We start from the raw sequence: 19,952 nt of genomic DNA, 5'->3' as shown, positions 1-19,952 counted from the left end.
CCCGTCGAGTTGATCGCGAAATGGTTGCCCTTCACGTCGATGTCATAGCGTTTGATCTTGTCTTTCTTGGTGTTGTAGATGACGATCTGCTCGAGCGGCTTCTTGTCGTCGAGTTTCAGGACGAACCCGGCGTTCGTCGCGTCACCCCAGAACGGGTGTACGCCGTGGTCGCCGGACTTGGTCAGAAGTTTCTTGTCCTTCGACTCGATGTCGATGACGCCGACCTCGTCGTCCTTGTAGATGTGGTAGACCAGATGCGTTCCGGTCGGATTGACCAGCACATGGTCGACCTTGCCATCGATGGTCTTGACCGTTGTCTGCTTGCCTGTCTTGACGTCGATCGTGACGAGGTCGGACCTCTTGTCGTCGTCGTAGTTCAGCGACAACGCGATCGTCTTTCCGTTGCCGGTCAGCGCAACGATCCCCTTGATGTCGTACTTTTTGTCCGCGGTGTAAACGGCCTGTTCCTTGTAAGGGGCGTTCAGGCTGACCCGCTTGATGGTCCTTCCTTCCCGGAAGAACGCCTCTTCGGTCGCGGGTGAGACGTTGCTGTGGTTTCCGTCCAGTTCGTCGGAGGCGGTCACCTGCCGGAACGAGCCGTCCTTCAGTGACATCAGGTACAGGTTCTGAGCGCCGTTACGGTCGGACATGAACACGACCGAGTTCATCGATGGAACGTACGGATCAACACCGAGGTACATCTTGTTGTCGAGATTGTCCGACGTCGTAAGTTGCTGGACCTCGTACTTCGGGTCCAGCGCCTTGAGTGTTTTCCACTCCGTGTTGTATCGCTTGCCTTTTTCTCCGTGACTGCCCGAGCTCTGGGCGTAGCTCAACGACGGCAGCGCGAGCAAACTCACTGACATCAGAACAGTTAAGAATTTCGCCTGTACACGCTTCATGATCGGTCACTCCTCAGTCAGCGACAGCCCAACCACCATTACTCTCAGTCTGAGAGTAGTTACGGAGAGTGGCGTAAAGGATGTGTTGCAGCTGAGTTGCAGTCTGTCTGTCAATCGGGTTCGCGGTCGGCGGAGCGACTTGCATGAAGTGATCCCGCGTGTGCGGTGACGGAAGTGTCCCCGCGGGTCTTGAGCAGACTGGCGATCACCACAACAACGAGAATGGTGATGATGACGCCGAGGCTGATCGGTGTCGGTACTTCCGGGATTCGCTTGTCGATGTCTACGTGGGCCCAGTGCAAGATCAGCTTGACGCCGATGAAAGCCAGAATGATCGCTAGTCCGGCGGACAGATAGACGAGGCGGTCGAGCAGTCCCTTGACGAGGAAGAACAGTGCCCGCAGGCCGAGCAGAGCGAACGCGTTGGCGGTGAAGACGATGTACGGCTGCTCGGTGACGCCGAACACTGCCGGGATCGAGTCGAGGGCGAACAGCAGGTCGACGCCACCGATCGCGACGAGGACTACGAACAGCGGGGTGACCAGTCTCCGGCCGTCCAGCCGCGTGAACAGCTTGCCGCCGTCGTATTCGTCACTCACCGGGAGAACTCGGCGCGCTGTCTTGACGATGACGTTGTTCTCGACGTCGGGATCCTCGTTGCGGTGACGAAACAGCTGCAAGGCCGTGTAGAGCAGCAGCGCGCCGAAAACGAGGAACATGAAAGAGAACAGCGACAGCAGCGTTGCGCCCACTGCGATGAATATTCCTCGCATCACCAGGGCGAGCAGGATGCCGAAGGTCAGCACTTTGTGCTGGTGTTCCTCCGGGACAGCGAAGGTAGCCATGATGATGACGAAAACGAAGAGGTTGTCGACCGAGAGACTCTTCTCGACGATGTAGCCGGCGAAGTACTCCGCTCCGAACACCGAGCCGTGGGCGCTGAGGAACCACAGCCCGAACCCGATAGCGACCAGTACGTAGAAAACAGACCACGCGGCGGCCTCTCGGAAGCCGACCCGATGCGGACGCACTGCTGCGACCGCCAGATCTACGGCAAGGAGCACGATGATGACGCCGATGGTCGTCATCCAGGTCACCGCGCTGATATCGAGCACTCGCCCTCCAGTTGTCCTCGGCAAGAGACCGGCAGTTGGAAGACCGACCGTACACGCCGCATCCAGTCGCAGGGCCGAGCCTCGAGGCCGATGATTGCTGCCGGTCTCCACCAGCTCGAGGCCGGTATCCGGCCGCGATCAGGACGCTGCGTCAAGCGATTGCTATTGGCAATGAACTCGGCAACCTCTCATATCGAGGTCCTGGGTCGCTGCCCGCGGGGCTGGGTCAGATCGGTTGAACAGGCCGACGACGATGTTGAGATCGCTATTCGAGGGGTGAGCTGGGCAACAGTGGGTACAGGGAGCTTACGTTGACCAGTGAGGCCTGCAGGCGTTGCGTCATCGAGAGTGCGAGGGTTCTGACCAGCAGCCCTGGCGGTTCGGCGTGGCCAGGTCCGTATTTGAGGCTTACTTCGGGCCTGGCCACGTGCCGTTTGTCTCGCCCAAGTACCTCGCTCATGGTGACGCGCAGGGTTCATGGCTGCAGATGACCAGGCGCTGTCTGCTCAACACCCGGCCCCCACCCGCTTACTTACTGGGTTGCGTCTAATTCGGACCGGACCATGTTTCGGACAGGTCCACATCAACTTGTTCGGACGATCAGGCAAGATGGGGATGCTCCGGAAGCGTGGGCGACTGTCGCTGTGCGATAGGAGATTCGTCCATGCCCCAAGAGCACTCGTCGGAGCAGACATTCGCTCGCCTGGCCGCTGAGCTGCACGCTCTCGATACCGTCGAGCTGACGGTGGATGGCGTGGTGCAGTACGCATTGCAGGCTGTGTGGTGCAAGTACGCCTCGGTCGTCTTGATCACCAAAAGCCGACTCCCGGAAGTGCTCGCGGCTACTGACACCAAGCTCGCGGAGTTGTACCGCCTTCAGATCGAAGCGGGTCAGGGGCCGTTGCTCACCACGATCGCCGAAGAGGCCACCGTCTACATTCCCGACATCGCAACAGAGGACAGGTGGTCCGACAGTTGGCGTGCTCAGCTTGCGCAGGCCGGATTCGCCAGTGCCGTCCACCTGCCACTCATGGTGGCTGGCCGGGCTCGGGCAGTCCTGAGCCTCTACAGCGACAAGCCGCACGGCTTCGATGCCGACGACTTGGCGGTAGCGCACATTCTGGCCGAGCACGCATCGGTCGCGATCTCCACAGCTCGCCACAACCACTCCATGACCCAAGCTGTGGATGCCCGCCGGCTGGTGGGTCAGGCGATCGGCATCTTGATGGAGCGATTCCAGCTCGACAGCGACCGGACGTTCGAAGTACTGAAACGCTACTCGCAAGACAGCAACCGGAAACTGCGGGCCGTAGCCGACGAGATCATCGCAACCCGCGAACTACCCGACCGGAAGTGAATCCCCGCATCTACAGCGGACTGCGGGCTGTGAACCAGAGCTACGGCACTATCTGCGAGCACCGAGGCGGAATCCGTGGTGCCTGATGAGATGCCGATCATCGAGGGACCGGGGAAATCCGGAGATCTCGCAACGCCGAAGTTTCGTGACGGCGTGCTGTACGCGGCTGAGTTCGAGCTGGGGAGGCACGCGCAACCTGTGCGCGTCCTGGACCACCGCAGGTGGCTGTCGTTCTGTTCCCCGACGCTGAACAGCTTCAAGTGGCGGCTGGCGACGCCGGTCGACGACCGGAGGTTTTATCGGGCTACGGTTGGCGTGGCGTGCCTGTACTGGTCGAACACACCGGCTGAACCGGCATCGGATCCGTGGGCCCTGCTCGACTTTCCGTGGGAACCGCTGCCGGAAGACTCGCAGGCTGCCGCGAGGGAGCTCAGCCGGCGCGCCAACGGTGACATCACTGCAACCAGGAGCAAGCAGGCCCGGGGGGCTTGGCTTTGCCTTCGCCCTGTCGCTCGACATCAGATCGTGTGCCCGTGGGACGAGTGCGACGTCGAGAAGGTGCAGGCGGATCGGAGGCTTCGCTGAGACGGCGGGCTGTGGAGGGTCCGAAAGGTCCTTAATAGATGCTTGGAGTTGGTCGCTTTATGTGATCGAGTGATCACGATGTGAAGCCTCGGTTCGGTCAGTTGGCCGGAACCGATAACGAGAGGAACAAAATGGCGTTGCTCGATCTTCAAGGTTTGACTGCACAGGCGGGCAGGAACGGTTCGATTCACGCGGTGGCCAGCGGTCTCAGTTTGCTGCTGTGCAGCGATTTCTCGATCGACGGCTGACCTCTTCCAACTGGCCAGTGCCCGCGTTCCGTGCGGGCACTGGCCAGCGCAGTCAGTTGTGAACGAGCCCAGTCGGAGAGACCTGGCAGTTCAACCGGCTTCGTGGTTCGGGCGGTCGTTGTGCTGTTTGGCTCAGGGCTTGCGGGCGAGGCCGGCGTACATACCGACTTCTGCGTCGCGGACGGAGCCGTCGACGAGGGTCGGCCAGTGATGTGCCAGTACTACGCCAGGAGCGACCAGGTCGAGGCCGTCGAAGAACTGCTCGGCTGACTTGTGGTCGCGAACGTACATCGGCATGCCGTGATCTGTGTAGTCCTGAGCGATCCGGGCCACGGTGGGATTGCTGTCGGCGGTGACCGTGGTCAGGGCCAGGTAACTGCCCGGTGGGACCTTCTCCATCGTTGAGCGGACAAGATCATAAGCTTCGTCGTCACCGATGAACTGCACCATTGCGATGACCAGCACGGCGACGGGTCTGGACAGATCGAGGGTCCCAAGAAGGTCAGGAGCTGCGAAGATACCGGCCGGATCACGGAAGTCGGCCTGCAGGTAGACCGAGTGGGAGCTCAGGTCGTCGTCTTCCAGGGCATGAGCACGGGCGATCGGATCGTTGTCGACATAGACGACCCGGGAGTCAGGTGCGATCCGCTGGGCGATTTCATGGGCGTTCGGCGAGGTCGGTATGCCGGCGCCGATATCAAGGAACTGGCGGATGCCGACGTCGCCCGCCAGGTGGGCGACGACCCGATGCATGAATCGCCGGTTCTGCTGCATCGACATGCGGAGGTCCGGCCAGCCTTTCAGCATGTCCTCCGCGGCAGCCCGGTCGGACGCGAAATGCTGCCCCCCGCCGAGGATGTAGTCGTAGACCCTGGCCGGATGCGGCCGGTCGACTTCCAGATCGAGCATCACGTACCTCGCATTCACGCTGAGATCTGCACCATATTCCTGGTGGTTGCCGAGGGCAATGCTCGGGCATCTGGTACTACCTGCCGTCGCACGCCGGGCACGCACGGTTGCTCTCAGAACAAGCTGTTGCCGATGGTGCCGGGATCGGTGCTCGTGTAGTACTCGCGGATCGCGGCGGCGAGTTGCTCAACGGCCAGGGATCCTCGGCGATCTTCGTCCAGCAGGTCGAACAGGATCCCGGCCCGAGCCTCGCTGGTTCCCAGAGCGGCCCGGATCTTCGTCCACTCCTCCGCGGTCAGCCGATCGGGTTGCTGGCCGAGGGCCAGCAGCGAGTCGACCGCGGCCCGGAACGATCCGGCGTAGACATTCGGTGAGGTGACCTTGATCAGCCCGGCGCGGAACTCCGTCGACGACACGATGCCATCGCCCTCGGCATCCGAGTTCTCGAGCAGGGCTGACCACAGTGATCGGCAGGTGCGGGTGACGGTTTCGGCGGAATCCGGGGCGAGGGCGAAGCTGGTGACGACACGTCCGACCAGGGCCGTGACGTCGGTCTCGTCGACAAAACCGTTGCCATCAGCATCGAGTTGCGCAAAGACCCGGTCCAGCTTGTGGTTCAGCAGGTCGCTCAAGTGCTGTCTTCTTCCTCTCGACATGGGGCGGTCATGGAGACGTCGGTCCGAAGATGCCTGTCAGAACTGCCGCCGGCCAAACCGGCGGACCAAACCCTTCGGCCGTGCCACAGCCCGCTGCGGACGGGCAGCCGATCAGGGGCACGGCCGAAGTCATGTCGGCGCGTCGATCCGATGTTGCCGTCAGGCCACTGGTTGCTCCGGTTCGGCCTGGGTGGGGTTGAGCACCCGGCGCAGGAAGGTGCGGGTGCGCTCCTGCTGCGGGTTGCCGATCACCTCGGCCGGCGGGCCCTGCTCGACGATCACGCCGCCGTCCATGAAGACGACCCGGTCGGCCACCTCCCGGGCGAAGGCCATCTCGTGGGTGACCACGAGCATCGTCATCCCATCCAGGGCGAGCTTGCGCATCACCGTCAGGACGTCGCCGACCAGCTCCGGGTCGAGGGCCGACGTGGGCTCGTCGAAGAGCATCAGCGCCGGGTCCATCGACAGCGCCCGGGCGATCGCCACCCGCTGCTGCTGCCCACCGGACAGCTGCGACGGGAACGCGTCGATCTTGTCGTGCAGACCGACGCGTTCCAGATTGGCGCGCGCGATCTTGGTGGCTTCTGCCGCACCACGCTTGAGTACGGTGGTCTGGGCGATGATGCAGTTGGTCAGTACCGACAGGTGCGGGAACAGGTTGAACTGCTGGAACACCATCCCGATCCGGGCGCGGGCGGCGTCCAGGTGGCAGTCCGGGTCGGTGATGTCCTCGCCGCTGACCAGCACCTGACCCTGCTCCGGTACTTCGAGCAGGTTCACGCACCGCAGCAGCGTCGACTTGCCCGAGCCGGACGGCCCGATCACGCAGACCACCTCGCCCTGCTCGACGGTGAAGTCGATGCCGCGCAGGACGTGGTTGTCGCCGAACGACTTGTGCAGGTTCTTGATCTCCACCGACCGGGGCGGCGGGGTGGGCAAAGCATCTTGTGCAGTCATCAGCGGGCCCTCGCAGCTTTTGCCTCGAGCCGGCGGACCAGCAGGCCCAGCGGCAGGGTGATGATCAGATAGCAGAAGCCGGCCGTGATCAACGGGGTCAGATTCGACTCGGTGTTGGCCAGTTCGCGACCGAAGCCGGTCAGTTCGTTCGCTGACGCGGAGATCCCGATGATGAACACCAGCGACGAGTCCTTCACCAGCAGGATCAGGTCGTTGGCCAACGCAGGCAGCACGATCCGGAACGCCTGCGGCAGCACGATCTTCCGGGTCGCCAGGCCGACCGGCATCCCGAGTGAACGTGCAGCCTCGACCTGGCCCTTCGGGACCGCCTGGATGCCGGCCCGGATCACTTCGGCCATGTACGCCGCCGCGACGATGCCCAGCGCCAGCCAGACCACGCCGTACGGGTCGAGCGGGATGGTCATCCCCTCGAAGGCCAGCGGCAGCAGGCTGAACGCGACGAACACCACGATGGCCGGCAGGCCACGGAAGAACTCGATGTACGCGGTCGCCAGCCAGCGGTACGGCGCCACCTGGCTGAGCCGCATCAGGGCCAGCACGGTGCCGCCGATCAGGCCGATCACAAAGGCGCCGGCGGTGTACTCCAGCGTCTTCAGCAGTGCGGCCGGGAGACCTTGGGTGACTGCCGTACTGACCAGGGCGGGACGCAGGAAGACGTCGCCGATCTGGGCCCAGTCGGCGGCGAAGACCGCGGCCACGACAAGCAGTATCAGGACCGCGTACTGGGTGCGGCGGGAGTACCGGGATCGTTGTCTGGGGCTCAGACCGCGACGGACGGTGGTAGCTGCGACGCCAGTCATTTCGGGTCGACTCCGAACCACTTCCGGTAGGTCTCGGCATAGCTGCCGTCGGACTTGGCCCGCTTCAGCAGTGCATTGAACCGTTCCACCAGTTTCGTGCCGGACGGATCGTTCTTCCGCGCCGCGAAACCGTACTTCTCCCCGGTGTCGAACTCCGCGACGACGGCCAGCTCCGGGTTCTCCGCCGCGAACGGGTAGAGCACGCCGTTGTCGTTGACGAGAGCGTCGACCCGACCGGACTTGATGTTGTTCTCGCCCAGGGCCAGGTCGGCGAACCGGATCACGGTGTAGCCGAACTTCTCAGCGTTGGCTTTGGCGTACTTCTCACCGGTGGAGTCGGCATTGACGCCGATCTTCTTGCCCCGTAGATCGGCCAGTGACCTGATCTCGGAGGCCTTCGTGGTCAACAGGACCTGCGTCGCGTCCATGTACGGGTCGGTGATGCCGATGGCCGCCTGACGTTCCTTGGTGATGGTCATCGCGCCCATACCCATGTCGCACTTCCCGGCCGCGAAGCCGGCACCGCTGGTGACCTGGATCCATTCGACGTTGACCACTTCCTGCTCGAGGTCGAGGTCCTCGGCGACAAGGTTCAGCAGGTCCACGTCGAAGCCGATCGACTTGGTCCCGTCCCTGAAGAGAAACGGCTTGTACGGTCCATGAGTGCAGACGGTCAGCTTTCCGGGCTTGACCAAGGTGATGCCGGCGGCCGCGGCCTTGCTGCCCGCGACGGCATCTTCGGAGCCCTTACCGGCACAGGCCGGTAGGGAAAGCAGCAGTGCAGCGGCCGCCAGGTAGCGGGTCCTGCGGAAAGGGGCGGTGACATTCAACGCGAGATTCTCCTCGTACCAGGAAAGGAATCCGGTCCGGGATTGTCCCGGACCGGATTTCCGAAATCCTGGCATGCCGCGCGCGCAACACCACTGGTGCCGGCCGAGAGATTACGGTCGGCCCGCAACTGTTCCTACTCGGTGACCAGCGCGGCGGCCGGTGCGACTCCGGCGGCGCGCCGAGACGGAAGAACCGACGCGAGCAGGCCTGCCACGATGGCGACCGTCGTGATCACGACGAGCAACTTCACCGGTACGGCGTACTGGATCGACCCTTCGATCTGGCCCCCCATCATGGCCGCGGTTCCGGTCCAGCCGTAGACCAACCCGAGCGTGATGCCCAGCGCCGCCGCGACGAGTGCCATCAGCAACGACTCGACCGCGAGCATGCCGCCCAGTTGGCGCCTGGTCAGGCCCATCGCCCGGAGCAGGGCGTTCTCACGGGTTCGTTCGAGAACGGACAGGCTGAGCGTGTTGCCGACACCGACCAGTGCGATCACCACCGAGACCCCGAGCAGCCCGATGGCGACGGAAAGGAGGATGTCGAAGACCTTCGTGTACTCCGCGGTGGTGGCGAGGCCGCCGTCGACCGTCAGTTCCTTGACGGTCGGCAGTGACTGCCGCACCGAGTCGATCACCTCGGCTCCGTCGGCCTTCGGCTCAGCGGCGAGCCAGAACCCGGTGATCTGGGCGTTCGGGGCCAAGGTGTTCAGATCGCCGGTGGTGACGGTAATCGCGCCGAGTTGGCTGCTGCCCTGGAAGGCCGTCAGGGTCAGCCTGTTCCTGCCGGACACCAGAGTGACCGCCTGGCCGTCCTTCAGCTCGAGGCTGCTCATGGTGTTCACATCGAGCAGCGCCGAACCGGCTTTCAGCCGGCTGACCAGGGCCGGGTCGTGCACCACCGCTGATGCCGAGCTCTCGTCGACACCTGTGACAGCCAGCGGGAGCCTGCCACCCGTCAGTGCGACGGTGCGGATCGGGGCGACGTGGCTGATGCCGTTGACAGATTCGAGCTGCCGGGCGGCGTTGGCCGGGACTGGCTCCGACGTGGTCACGGTCAGATCGATCGGGTGGTTGGTGTGCAGCGTGGCGTCGAAGGTCTTACGTACCGACGCGATCCCGACGCAGGTGAGACTGATCAGCGTCACCCCGATCAGCAAAGCCGAGGTCGTCGCGGCCGTGCGCCTCGGGTTTCGGACCGCGTTGGCCACCGCGATCCTGGCGGGTACGCCGGTGCGGGCAGGAAGGATCCCCAGGAGCCTCACCAGGGCCGGGACGAGCAGGGTGCCGATCGCGAGGACGCCGACAAAGGAGATCACGCCGCCCACGACGCCGATCGCCACCTGGTGCATCTTGGCCCCGGCGGCCAGCAGAACCCCTCCGCCGGCGAGCAGCGCGACGACGACCACCAGACGGAGTACGCCAGGTTTCGTCCCGACGGCCGGTGTGAGTTCCGGCCGGAGGGCGGCCAGTGGCGCCACCCGGGTCGCTCGGCGGGCCGGCACGACGGCAGCCAGGAGCGTCGAGGCCACGCCGAGGACGAGCGGCACCAGCATCGAGAGCACACTCACGTGCGGACCCGAGGACGGCAGATCCAGCCCGAAGCCCTTCGCCACCGCCAGCGCGATCGCCGCCAGCGCGAGGCCGAGCACGACACCGGCGGTCGAGGCGAGGACACCGACGACGCTCGCCTCGGCGATGACGGAGACGAAGACCTGCCTGCGGGAGGCGCCGACACAGCGCAGCAACGCCATCTCCCGAGTCCGCTGGGCGATGATGATGGTGAAGGTGTTCGCTATCACCAGACAGGCAACGAACAGGGCGATCACGGCGAACATGCCGAACATCCCGCCGATCACATCGACCCCTTTGGTCACCGCGAGGATCTCGTGTTCGATCCAGGCCTCGCCGGTGAAGACCTCCAGATCGGTGCCGACAGCGGCGGTGACGGCGGCTGCCAGAGCGGCCTGGCTGACCCCTGGAGCGGCCGCGACCTTGATGTGATCGATCCGCGCGTCAGGCGTGAGAAAACGGACGAGGGACTCGGTCGCCAGCCCCCTCGATTCGCCGAGCGAGGCGCTGTCGTCCAGGATGCCGACCACGGTGGGAGTCCAGACCTTTCCCCCGGACTCGGTGAATCTGAGTTGCTGACCGAGGCGAAGCTTGTACTTCGCCATCAGCTTGGCCGGGAGAGCGATCTCCTTGGCCGTCGTCGGCAACCTCCCGGCGCTGGCGCCCGGACCGGCGATCTTCGACGTGTCGTACTTCGCGTCGACGGCGAACCAGCTCGGCCGGACCGAGTTCGGCCAGGTCACGTCCACGAACGCCGAGGTCTCGGTGATCGCGGAGACTACCTGGGGCAGCTTCTTGATGGTCGTGTAGTCAGCCGCGGTGATCATGTTGACGTGGTATTCCACGACCGCGTCGACCCCGGCGTTCTGCTTGCCGATGGTCTCGTCGATCAGGTGGGTGGCCGTGGAGTGCGCGGTCATCGCCAGGGTGCCGAAACCGACCCCCAGCACGATCGCCAGGCAGGCGGCGACCAGGCGGCCCAGGTGGGCGCGCAGCGAGGACAGAATTGAGCGTCGCACGGTCAGGCTCCCAGCTGGCGCAGGGCGTTCAGGACGGACTCCGGCGTCGGGTCGGTGAGCTCACCGGCGAGCTTGCCGTCGGCAAGCATCACGACGCGGTCGGCGTACGACGCCGCCAGCGGGTCGTGCGTCACCATCACCACGGTCTGACCGAACTCGCGGACCGAGCGGCGCAGGAAGCCGAGCACCTCGGCGCCGGAGCGCGAGTCCAGGTTGCCGGTCGGCTCGTCGGCGAAGACCACCTCGGGCCGGCCGACCAGGGCGCGGGCCACCGCGACGCGCTGCTGCTGACCGCCGGACAGCTCCGACGGGCGGTGGGTCAGCCGGTCCTGCAGCCCGAGGACGTCGATCAGGGTGGTCATCCACTGCTGGTCGGGCTTGCGGCCGCCGAGCTCCAGCGGGAGCAGGATGTTGTCCTTGGCGGACAGCATCGGCAGCAGGTTGAAGGACTGGAAGACGAAGCCGATCCGGTCCCGCCGGATCTTCGTCAGCGCGGCGTCCGGCAGCTGGGTCAGCTCGGTCTCGCCGAGCAGCACCTGGCCCGAGGTCGGGGTGTCCAGCCCGGCCAGGCAGTGCATCAGGGTCGACTTGCCGGAGCCCGACGGGCCCATGATCGCGGTGAACCGGCCGACGCCGAAGTCGACGGAGACCCCGTCGAGCGCGGCCACCGCGGTGTCGCCCTGACCGTAGACCTTGCGAAGGTCTTGCGCGCTGATGGCCGTTCGGGTGGCCGTCTGGATGGTCATTGATCTCCTTGCAGTGCCGAGGCGAGACTTTCGCGCCCACAGTGGGAAGTTTACCGAGATCGGGTCCCGGAGAATCGGACCACAGAATGGTCCTGGTTTACGACCGGAGTATTACGTGAGCCGCCATCGGAATACTGCGGAGCTTCCGTAGTAACCCCACGAATCCTCGCCAGGCGGAGGATCAGCGCGGCGAAGACGAGAACCATGGCCAGGTCGAGCAGCGCGATCGGCCAGGGCAGCTCAGCGGCGGTCTCGTCGGACGAGAGGCCACCGGCGAAGACCGAGGCGAGAACCATCGCGATCAGGTTGGTCGTCACGTGGAGAGCTATCGCGGCCTCCAGGCCGCCGGTACGGATGGTGAGCCAGCCGGCCAGTACCCCGAAGACAGCAAGGTCGGCGAAGCCCCACGGGGTACCCCAGCCGTGGGCAGCGGCGAACAGAAGAGCCTGTGGGACCACGACCGTCACCGGCGAACGAAACAACGATCCGGTTGCCTGAAGCAACCAGCCTCGAAAGACGTACTCTTCGGCCGCGGCCTGTAAGGGAACGAGGCAGATCAACATCGGCAACCCGATGACGAAGGTTCGCCATCCGACCCAGGGACCCTCGGTGGCGCCCGGGTCGGTCAAGTACGACAAACCGATCGTGCCTCCCATGGTCACCACGGTGGTCGCCGCGGCGACCACCAGGCAGCGGCCCAGCCAGGCGAGCCGAAGACGTCCGGTGACCGAGGTGATCGAGCCCCAGCCGCGCTTCTGGACCAAGCGCAGGGTCAGGGCGAGGGCCGGCAGCATGATCGCGATGGCGAGCAGGTCGATCGCGGCGGCGGTGACGTCGTCGAAGATCGGCCAGTCGTCCTTGTCCAGCGGCAGCCCCAGGAGATCACCGACGGTCGAGGAGAGTTCGTAGACCAGCACCATTCCGGCCAGCGCCAGGACGGCCAGCAGGCCGGTACCGACGATCGGCCGCCACCAGTCGTGTCGGCCGGCGATCCGGGCGAGCCTGTCGTAGCGGACAGGCGTTGTCGTGTGCATGATTGTCATGACGCAAGAATGCTGGTGGGAATACCGTCCGCGCCTCGGCCAGAAGCATGATCACCTTCTCTATCTCTGGGTAGAGGGATCTATGATTCAGGCCTGATGGAGCACATCCGCAACTGGCTGCTACCGCTGATCCTGGGCATTGTCTGGGTGGCGTTTTCACCACGTCTGATGGCCTGGGACGGCCCACCGCCGACCAGAGAGCAGCTTGTGGCCGTCAGCGCCGCGTCCGTGGCGGCTGCGGTCGCATTGGGCTTCCGGCGACGCGCGCCTCTTGCCACCCTCGGCGTGGTGACGACCGTGACTCTGATCGGGCAGCTCGCCACCCCGCAGGACGGCGTGGGCGTGCTGCCGGCCGACTTGATCGCTCTGTACTCCGTCGCGGTGCGCCGTCCGCCCGTGATCGGCTGGATGGCAACGCTGGCCCTGGTGGCCGTCAAGACGTCGGCTTCCATCGTCACCTACGGCGTCGGGCCCGATGCTGCTCTGGCCTTCGGTGGAAACCTCGTCTGCTACGTCGTCGTTCTCGGTGCTGGACAGACCCGCAGCCGCCTGCAGACCACTCGTGAGCAAACCGCCCAAGAGTTGCGTTTGGCCGAGGCCGGTGAGCGGGACGCGGCGGTGACCGAACGCAGGCGGCTTGCCCGGGAGTTGCACGACGTCAGTGCCCATCACCTCACGGCGATCGTGGTCACCGGTACTGCGGCGGCGCGGTTGGCCGATCGTCGTCCGGAACTCGCCGACGAGGCGCTCACCTACGTGGCTCGGACAGGTCAGGAGACGCTGGATTCGTTGCACCGCCTGGTCACCGTACTGCGGACCAGCGAGAGCGACCGGGACGGTCCTCTCGAGGAACAGATCGCGCAGTTGACCGAGGCATTCATCCGGTTGGGGCAGGAGGTGCTGATCGAGGTCTCCGCAGATGTGCCCGGACCGGCGGGTGACGCAGTCTTCGGCATCGTCCGTGAGTCGCTCACCAACACACTGCGGTATGCGCCCGGTGCCACCGTCCGGGTGGTCGTCCGGCGCGAAGACGACTGCGTCGAGCTGATGGTCGAGAACGATCGGCCGGACGGTGATGCTGTCAGCGGCCACGGAAGTGGGCGGGGAATCCTCGGTATGACGGATCGCGCCGAGGCAATCGGTGGCTCCCTCGTCGCAGGTCCCGGTCCGAATGACGGCTGGCAGGTGCAGGTCCGGATTCCTCTGCGCGTTGGTCCGTCGCTCCCGCTGCTGTCCTTGACCCCGCCACGGCTGCGTGGGAGCTGGCGAGATCACTGGTTGTCGGAAGTCGGACTGGCGTTCACCGTCTCCGCCGTCGCGGTCGGCGGGACAGCCGGAATTCTCGCTGAGGAGTCTCCGAGCCCTGGTGCGGCAACGACCAGCTTCGCGTTGTTGCTGGCGGTCGTACCTGGCTTGGCACTGCTGGGACGCCGATACCGCCCGTGGAGCGCACTCGCGGGGATCATCAGCTCAGGCTTGTTCTGGCCGGCCGCTGTCGCCCTCGGCTGGCTCCCTGATGGGCTGGGGGTGTCGTTGGCGATGTGCTTCGCGGCCTTCGTGGCGGCCGTGTACGCCGTGGCGGTCTACGGCCGCCACATGAGGCGGACCTGGTTGGCTGTGCCCCTGGCCGCAGGCGGGGTGGGGCTGGCCGCGGGAGCGTTCGGGCTGATCACATCAGTGGAAGGAGATCCGCCCAGCGCGGAGCTTGCTCTCTTGCTGGGGAGCACGGTAGGCGTTGTGGCGGCGATCCCAATGGCCGGCTGCTGGGTCACCGGATTGCTCGTACGCCGGCGCAGGAACCGTCGGCTGGACAGTACAGGCCTCAGGATCGCCGAACTGGTGCGGTCGGCCGAGGCCGAAGTACAGGCCGAGCGGCAGCGCATCGCCGGCGGGCTGCATCACAGTGTGCTGGCTCACGCGAGTCAGATGATCGCGCTGGCCGAGGCCGGCCAGTTGGACGGCGCGACCACTGAGGCACGAGCGGCGCTGGCCGCGATGCGTGAGCTACTCGAGACTCTGGACAACGACGGTGCCCCCGCGCCTCGTGGGCATCAGGCCTGATCGCTGCCGCCCACGAACGCTTGGAGACTGCGCACGGCGTCGTGCTGCTCGCAACTGGTCAGGACTCGACTCAGCGATTGCAGCCCGCTCAGGCCTTCCTGATCTGTCGTGGTGAGCCACTCCAGGAAGGCTGTTGCGTGATCGGATTCAGCGGTGGGACTGCTGAGGAGTTGGTCGATGACCCTGCCGCCCTGCTGAGCGGCGAACTCCGGGAAGGTGAGCAGCGCCCACAACCTCCCGGTGGCTGCGTCGGACAGGATCTGCTCGCGGACGAAGCGGAGTTGTTGCTGAAGGCCCTCAAGGTGCGTCCTTCGCTGGCGTTCGAGGTCGAGGCGGGCTTGCTGGAGTCCTGCACTGGATGGATCGACCTTCAGCCTGACCGAGACCGAGATGTCGAACGTGGTGGTGACAGCCATCCAGATCGCGTCCTCGGCGGCGTCCGGCCGGTCCACGGCGAACAGTTCGGCTTGAAGACCAGCCTTCCTCCGCACCGCGGCGAGCAGCGCTCGGTCCGCAGGGCGGCGGACCCGGATGACTGCAGAGAACATTGCGCCGGGAAGGTCCGACGGCAGCGCCGTACGGAGCCGGTGAGCTGGTTGCCACCAGCGCAGAGCCTCAGACACGATCGGGGCGCCTCATGTACGCCATCACCAGTCTGCATCTGGTCGGCGATCGGTCTTCGTTGTAGACGAGCTTCTTCAGTGCTTTGCCGCGGAGTTTTTCGACCAGTGGGAGCAGTATCTCGACGGTCAGCTCACGGTCCAGGGCCCGGGAGTCAGCGACGGTGATCCAGTGGTTCATGACCTGCTGGGCCGCCGCCCGGGTGGAGTCACCGCCGATCAGAGCTGCCCAGCCTCGCTCCAGTTCGCTGCGAAGCGAGAGATCCTGCAGAAGGCTCTCGACCTCGGCGCCTCGCGATCCGTCGGCGCCTGGATCGGCGAGGGCCAGGAGTACGAGGCCGGCCGCCGTATCGTCGCGGGTCGAGTTCCACTTGCTCATGGTCTCGCGGATCGCGGACAGACCGCCCGGCGTACCGGCGAGCTGTCGAACGGCTTTGCCCGCGGCAGCGCGGACCTCTGGCTCGTCACGCTGCAGTAGAATGAGCAGACGAGCCAGCGCCATCTGAAGCTTCTGTTCGCCGAGCGTTCCGCCGCAGACCTCGGCTATCGCGGTCAGGACCGTAGGCCCGGTCTTCTTCTGGCGAGCCCAGTAGTAGAGAGCGCGTCGTACCGGGGCGCCGGCCTCCGGGGCGACGGCCAGTCGCTCGAGGACGGTGATGGCCAGGCTACGCCGCCGGCCGTGACCACTGGCCCAGCTCTGCAAGAGGTCGAGGATCTGCCGATCAGCGGTGTGAGTCGCCAGCCGGGTCAGAACCAGTGCGATCCGATCCAGCCGGCCGGCTGCGACACCACCCTCTCCGGTGATCGCTGCCAGCCACCTGCAGATTCCCTGACGCATCTGCGGCCGCTCGTGCCAGACCCTGGTCATCACGGCCTCGTCGATGCCGGGAGACCTTCGGCTGAGACTGATCGAGTCGCCGGTCCAGTCCGCGCCGATCTGCTCGACCAGATCGGTGAGCTCCGGCCCGAGGAGCACGTCCGCATCGGTCGGCTCCACTTTGAGCTTTTTCTGCAGGACGTTCATCGCGTCCAGGACGACGCCGTCCGGTGCACCATCCAGTACAGCGGCGGTGATCAGCAGGCAACGGGCGCGGGCATCAGTTGCCTGGGTGAGTGCATCGGTCCCGGACCGAGCCTTCAGGAGGCCGTCGAGTTCTCCTTGCCAGTGATGGAACTGCTGGACGACCGACGCCGCGTCCGCGTCTGTCAAGGTGGATCGAGAGCGGATGAGCTGGGCCAGGTCGACAGCCCGTGCCGAGGTCGAGCATTCGGTCACCAGGTTGCCCAGCTGATCGGTGGACCTCAGCCAGTCGAGGTGGGGCGGTGTCTCGCGCAGATGGGCTTCCACGACCTCGCTCGGTTCGGGCGGCTTCAGGTCGACTGTGCACTCTCGCGTGTATTCGGCGCAGTCCTTCCACAGCTCGGGGGTCGTCAGGATGATCAGCCGACCGCCGCGATCGGACAATTTTGCCGCGTAGTCGGACAGCGAGCCTCCGAAGCCGCTGGGGACCGACTCCCTCTCGGTGCTGAGATCGAGCAGGTAGCGGCCGTTCGTTTCCAGCGGAAGCAGCTTGGTCTGTGGCTTGGACCAGTCGAGGTCGCACTCGGTCACGCCGATCTGCAAGCCGGCGAGCAGATTGACAGCCGCCGTGTGGCGGCCGCTTCCGGCGGGACCGCTCAGAACAATGACGGACCGGCCTTCGTCGATCAGAATCTTCGCGGCTTGGTAGCCGGGCGGCTGTGCGAACGTTGCGATAGCAGTCATCGAGGCCGCCCGTTGCCGTCGCCGACGATCTGGGTGATCCGGCTGCCGCGATCGGCGAAGGCGCGTTGACTGATCGCGCCCGGCCCCGCAGGGGCGGTGTTCTCCGCGACCAGGATGGCGAAATCGTCGGTGAGCTGTGGATACGTCCGCAGTAGTTGCTTGAGATGGCCGCGGAGTTCCGCCTCCACCACGGCGTTCTGGTCCGGGTTCTGAATCACTTGCTGTCTGGCCCGGTCGAGATCCGCTGTCAGCTCCAGCTCCTGGTTCTCGCTTTCGCGCCCGAACAACCGCGCGATGCGGGCCCGGAGTACCTCCCAGGCGCCGGTACTCATCGCGGTCACGACCGTTGTCGCCCCGGCTCGAGCCAGTTCGCCGATGTCCATGAAATCCCCCTCGTGTTGACAGACCGTGATCACGGTAGTGAGATCGAGTGATCTTGGCGCTGTGGTCGGCCACCAGGTTTCGTCTGTCGCGCAGGCTCGGCCGCCGGATGATCGGGGCGTGAGAATGCCGGTCAGTCACGTCGACGATTCCTGGCGGCCGGCATTGTTCGCCGCGGCCGAGTACGAGATCCGCCTGCTGGCCAGGCAGGACGGAGTTACATCGATTCATGACACTGTCGAGGACCAGCTCGAAGAACTGGTCCTCGCGCGTCGATCCGGCCTGACGCCGACCAAGGCCGAACTCGAAGAGGACAAAGCCGGCTTGACGGGTGGCAGGCCGTTGGCCGAGTACGGGACCTGGGTCTTCTATCCGTGGTCGGGCCGGGTCGTTCACGTGCTGCCCCGCAGCGAGTTCCGCGAGCTTCGCACCGATCGCAACCGGGACAAGATCACCCGGGCCGAACAGCACGCACTGCTCGGTCGAAGACTGGGGGTCATCGGGCTGTCGGTCGGCGGCAGCGCGGCCATGACGTGTGCGATGGAGGGTGTTGGCGCGTTGTTCCGGCTGGCCGACTTCGATCGTCTCGGCGCCTCCAATCTCAATCGGCTCAGCGCCGGGGTCCATGACCTCGGGGTGGAGAAGTCGGTCCTGCTGGCGCGGCGGATGTACGAGTTCGATCCGTACCTCGAGATCGAGCTGTACCGGGACGGGCTGACCGAGGAGACGGTCGAGGAGTTCGTCAACGGTCTTGACCTGCTGGTCGAGGAGTGCGACACCCCATGGGTCAAGATCGCCGCGCGTCAGCATGCCAGGCAGCTCGGCGTACCGGTCGTGATGGACTGCAACGACCGGGGCATGCTCGATGTCGAGCGGTTCGACCTGGACGCTCGTCGGCCGTTGCTGCATGGCCGGATCCATGATGTCGCGCCGGCTACGGTTCGCTCGGCCGGGCGGACGGAGCTGGTGGAACTCCTGGTCCATATGGTCGACCGGGACCGGATGAGTCCGGCGCTGGCCGATGCGATCGACGAACTCGGCAAGACCTTGAGCAGCTGGCCGCAACTCGCCTCCGGTGTCAGTCTGGGGGCGGCGCTGGTGACCGACGCGGCGCGACGCATCCTGCTCGGCGAGAAAGTGCCGTCAGGGCGGTACTACGTCGATCTCGCCGAACTCGTGGCCGCTGAGTCACCCGTCGGCGGACTGTGGTGACCAGGCTGGAAGGCGAGAGGGTCGCTCTGCGTCCACTCGTGCCCGAGGACTGTTCCGTCTATCGCCGGATCCACACCAGCAGAGTCCTCACCCGGTACCTGGGGATCGATCCGCTGACCGAGGAGGAGTCCGAACCAGCCTTCGTCGCGGCGTTGACGCAGCGCTGCCCGCCCCGGCTGGTCTTCGCGATCTGTCAAGCGGGTTCTGATCAAGCTCACGGTCTGATCGGACTGCTCTTCGAGGAGTACGGGAGCAACGCGATGATCACCGGCCTGACCATCGTCCCGGGCTCCCCGGTGGCCGGTTGCGGAAGCGAGGCAGCTCGCCTGCTGATAGCTCACGGCTTCGGGCGCTGGGGACTGCACCGGATCTGGGCGGGTCACCGCGTCGATCATCCGGGGATGCGCCCGGTGATGAGCGCGGCCGGTCTGCGTCGCGAGGCGACGTTGCGACAGCTGTTCCGGACCAGCGACCGCTGGCACGACGTGGCGACGTACGCCGCTCTCAGCCCGACCTGGCAACCCCTGAACGCGGCCGAGGAAGTGATCCTCGGCCGGACCGTTACGACAACTCCTGAAAGAGGTAGATTCTTGAGCGAGCTTCTCGATCGCAAGCTGGACCGTGGCTTCAGCCAGCTCGATGCCGATGGCAACGGATATGTGGAGCAGTCCGATGTCGCCGCGTTGGCGGAGCGAATCATCTCCGGTTTCGGCCTCGCCCCCTCGTCCGAGGTGGCTCTTTCGGTGACGAGCAGCTACCACGCGCTGTGGAAGGCGCTCGTCGCGTGTGCTGACAGTGACGACGACGGACGGGTGTCACCGGACGAGTTCCGTGCCGGCCTCACTGAGATCGCCACCTCCGTCGACGGCTACGACGCCTTCTTCCAGGCTGCCGTCGACTCGTTGCTGGCGCTCGGCGCCGAGCCGGGCAAGCTTGCCGTCGAGGAGTGGCTGACGATTCAGTCGGCCTACGGCACTCCCGCCGAGCAGGCGACGGCTCTGTTCGATCAGTTGGATACCGATGGAAATGGTTTCCTGGCCGCCGGAGAACTGTCGGTGGCCATTCGTGACTACTACACGAGCATCGATGCCGATGCTCCCGGCAACAACCTGTTCGGCCCGTTGGGTTGAGTGGTGCTCGGGCCGGTCTCCGC

General features: G+C 65.3%; 19 protein-coding genes. 6 read left to right on the top strand and 13 right to left on the bottom strand.

Features of this window, described 5'->3' with window-relative positions; genetic code table 11:
- Positions 1 to 866, bottom strand: an 866-nt coding sequence (locus AB0P21_RS41080; protein WP_363704965.1) for a hypothetical protein, incomplete at its 3' end; no start/stop codon positions are given.
- Positions 867 to 1,012: 146 nt separating this feature from the next.
- On the bottom strand, positions 1,013 to 2,128 hold the full coding sequence (locus AB0P21_RS41075) for a TerC family protein (protein ID WP_363704963.1): 1,116 nt from the start codon (positions 2,126 to 2,128) through the stop codon (positions 1,013 to 1,015).
- Positions 2,129 to 2,762: 634 nt separating this feature from the next.
- Between AB0P21_RS41075 and AB0P21_RS41070 the strand changes: the two genes are divergently transcribed.
- The 3 genes from AB0P21_RS41070 to AB0P21_RS41060 all read left to right on the top strand — a co-directional run bounded on the left by AB0P21_RS41070 (position 2,763) and on the right by AB0P21_RS41060 (position 4,207).
- Complete coding sequence (locus tag AB0P21_RS41070) at positions 2,763 to 3,374, top strand: GAF and ANTAR domain-containing protein (RefSeq protein ID WP_363704961.1); 612 nt, start codon at positions 2,763 to 2,765, stop codon at positions 3,372 to 3,374.
- A gap of 90 nt (positions 3,375 to 3,464) precedes the next feature.
- Positions 3,465 to 3,959: a hypothetical protein gene (locus AB0P21_RS41065; protein WP_363704959.1), complete on the top strand. Its 495-nt coding sequence runs from the start codon at positions 3,465 to 3,467 to the stop codon at positions 3,957 to 3,959.
- Positions 3,960 to 4,090: 131 nt separating this feature from the next.
- On the top strand, positions 4,091 to 4,207 hold the full coding sequence (locus tag AB0P21_RS41060) for a SapB/AmfS family lanthipeptide (RefSeq protein WP_363704957.1): 117 nt from the start codon (positions 4,091 to 4,093) through the stop codon (positions 4,205 to 4,207).
- 132 nt (positions 4,208 to 4,339) lie between these two features.
- On the opposite strand, the gene AB0P21_RS41055 is transcribed toward AB0P21_RS41060, so the two are convergent.
- The 8 genes from AB0P21_RS41055 to AB0P21_RS41020 form a co-directional block, all read right to left on the bottom strand.
- Positions 4,340 to 5,116 carry an SAM-dependent methyltransferase gene (locus AB0P21_RS41055; protein ID WP_363704955.1) on the bottom strand — a complete coding sequence of 259 codons (777 nt, stop codon included), beginning with the start codon at positions 5,114 to 5,116 and terminating at the stop codon, positions 4,340 to 4,342.
- Positions 5,117 to 5,229: 113 nt separating this feature from the next.
- Positions 5,230 to 5,748, bottom strand: coding sequence for an EF-hand domain-containing protein (locus AB0P21_RS41050; RefSeq protein WP_363704953.1), 519 nt, complete (start codon positions 5,746 to 5,748; stop codon positions 5,230 to 5,232).
- A 183-nt stretch (positions 5,749 to 5,931) separates the two neighbouring features.
- Positions 5,932 to 6,729, bottom strand: a complete 798-nt coding sequence (locus tag AB0P21_RS41045; protein WP_363704951.1) for an amino acid ABC transporter ATP-binding protein — start codon at positions 6,727 to 6,729, stop codon at positions 5,932 to 5,934.
- Entirely contained in the window at positions 6,729 to 7,448 is a 720-nt protein-coding gene (locus AB0P21_RS41040) for an amino acid ABC transporter permease (RefSeq protein WP_363704949.1), read from the bottom strand. The genes AB0P21_RS41045 and AB0P21_RS41040 overlap by 1 nt, the downstream gene beginning before the upstream one ends.
- Before the next feature lie 98 nt (positions 7,449 to 7,546).
- On the bottom strand, positions 7,547 to 8,380 hold the full coding sequence (locus tag AB0P21_RS41035) for an ABC transporter substrate-binding protein (protein ID WP_363704947.1): 834 nt from the start codon (positions 8,378 to 8,380) through the stop codon (positions 7,547 to 7,549).
- Positions 8,381 to 8,514: 134 nt separating this feature from the next.
- Positions 8,515 to 10,971 (bottom strand): FtsX-like permease family protein, encoded by a 2,457-nt coding sequence (locus AB0P21_RS41030; protein WP_363704945.1) that lies wholly within the window; start codon positions 10,969 to 10,971, stop codon positions 8,515 to 8,517.
- A 2-nt stretch (positions 10,972 to 10,973) separates the two neighbouring features.
- The gene (locus AB0P21_RS41025) at positions 10,974 to 11,717 is read right to left on the bottom strand and encodes an ABC transporter ATP-binding protein (RefSeq protein WP_363704943.1); all 744 of its coding nucleotides are present in this window, start codon (positions 11,715 to 11,717) and stop codon (positions 10,974 to 10,976) included.
- Positions 11,718 to 11,767: 50 nt separating this feature from the next.
- Positions 11,768 to 12,760, bottom strand: a complete 993-nt coding sequence (locus AB0P21_RS41020) for a CPBP family intramembrane glutamic endopeptidase (RefSeq protein ID WP_363704941.1) — start codon at positions 12,758 to 12,760, stop codon at positions 11,768 to 11,770.
- Between the two features lie 96 nt (positions 12,761 to 12,856).
- Between AB0P21_RS41020 and AB0P21_RS41015 the strand changes: the two genes are divergently transcribed.
- Positions 12,857 to 14,821: a histidine kinase gene (locus AB0P21_RS41015; protein ID WP_363704939.1), complete on the top strand. Its 1,965-nt coding sequence runs from the start codon at positions 12,857 to 12,859 to the stop codon at positions 14,819 to 14,821.
- Here AB0P21_RS41015 and AB0P21_RS41010 read toward each other — a convergent pair.
- Genes AB0P21_RS41010 through AB0P21_RS41000 form a run of 3 tightly spaced genes read right to left on the bottom strand, consistent with a single transcriptional unit; the run spans position 14,812 to position 17,589 of the window.
- Positions 14,812 to 15,444: a hypothetical protein gene (locus AB0P21_RS41010; RefSeq protein WP_363704937.1), complete on the bottom strand. Its 633-nt coding sequence runs from the start codon at positions 15,442 to 15,444 to the stop codon at positions 14,812 to 14,814. The two genes, AB0P21_RS41015 and AB0P21_RS41010, sit on opposite strands and share 10 nt — an antisense overlap.
- A complete protein-coding gene (locus AB0P21_RS41005; RefSeq protein ID WP_363704935.1) occupies positions 15,437 to 17,206 on the bottom strand; it encodes a hypothetical protein in 1,770 nt (589 codons plus the stop codon). Before AB0P21_RS41005 ends, AB0P21_RS41010 begins: the two co-directional genes overlap by 8 nt.
- Complete coding sequence (locus AB0P21_RS41000) at positions 17,203 to 17,589, bottom strand: hypothetical protein (RefSeq protein WP_363704932.1); 387 nt, start codon at positions 17,587 to 17,589, stop codon at positions 17,203 to 17,205. The genes AB0P21_RS41005 and AB0P21_RS41000 overlap by 4 nt, the downstream gene beginning before the upstream one ends.
- A gap of 124 nt (positions 17,590 to 17,713) precedes the next feature.
- On the opposite strand from AB0P21_RS41000, the gene AB0P21_RS40995 reads away from it, so the two are divergent.
- Both AB0P21_RS40995 and AB0P21_RS40990 read left to right on the top strand, forming a co-directional pair.
- Positions 17,714 to 18,799, top strand: a complete 1,086-nt coding sequence (locus AB0P21_RS40995; protein WP_363704969.1) for a ThiF family adenylyltransferase — start codon at positions 17,714 to 17,716, stop codon at positions 18,797 to 18,799.
- Positions 18,796 to 19,929, top strand: coding sequence for a GNAT family N-acetyltransferase (locus AB0P21_RS40990; protein WP_363704930.1), 1,134 nt, complete (start codon positions 18,796 to 18,798; stop codon positions 19,927 to 19,929). Before AB0P21_RS40995 ends, AB0P21_RS40990 begins: the two co-directional genes overlap by 4 nt.
- Positions 19,930 to 19,952 lie beyond the last annotated feature (23 nt).

The sequence above is a fragment of the Kribbella sp. NPDC056861 genome (assembly GCF_040687575.1).
Classification (GTDB): domain Bacteria; phylum Actinomycetota; class Actinomycetes; order Propionibacteriales; family Kribbellaceae; genus Kribbella.
The sequence above is the reverse complement of the archived record's forward strand: the minus strand, read 5'-3'. Positions and strand labels throughout refer to the sequence as shown.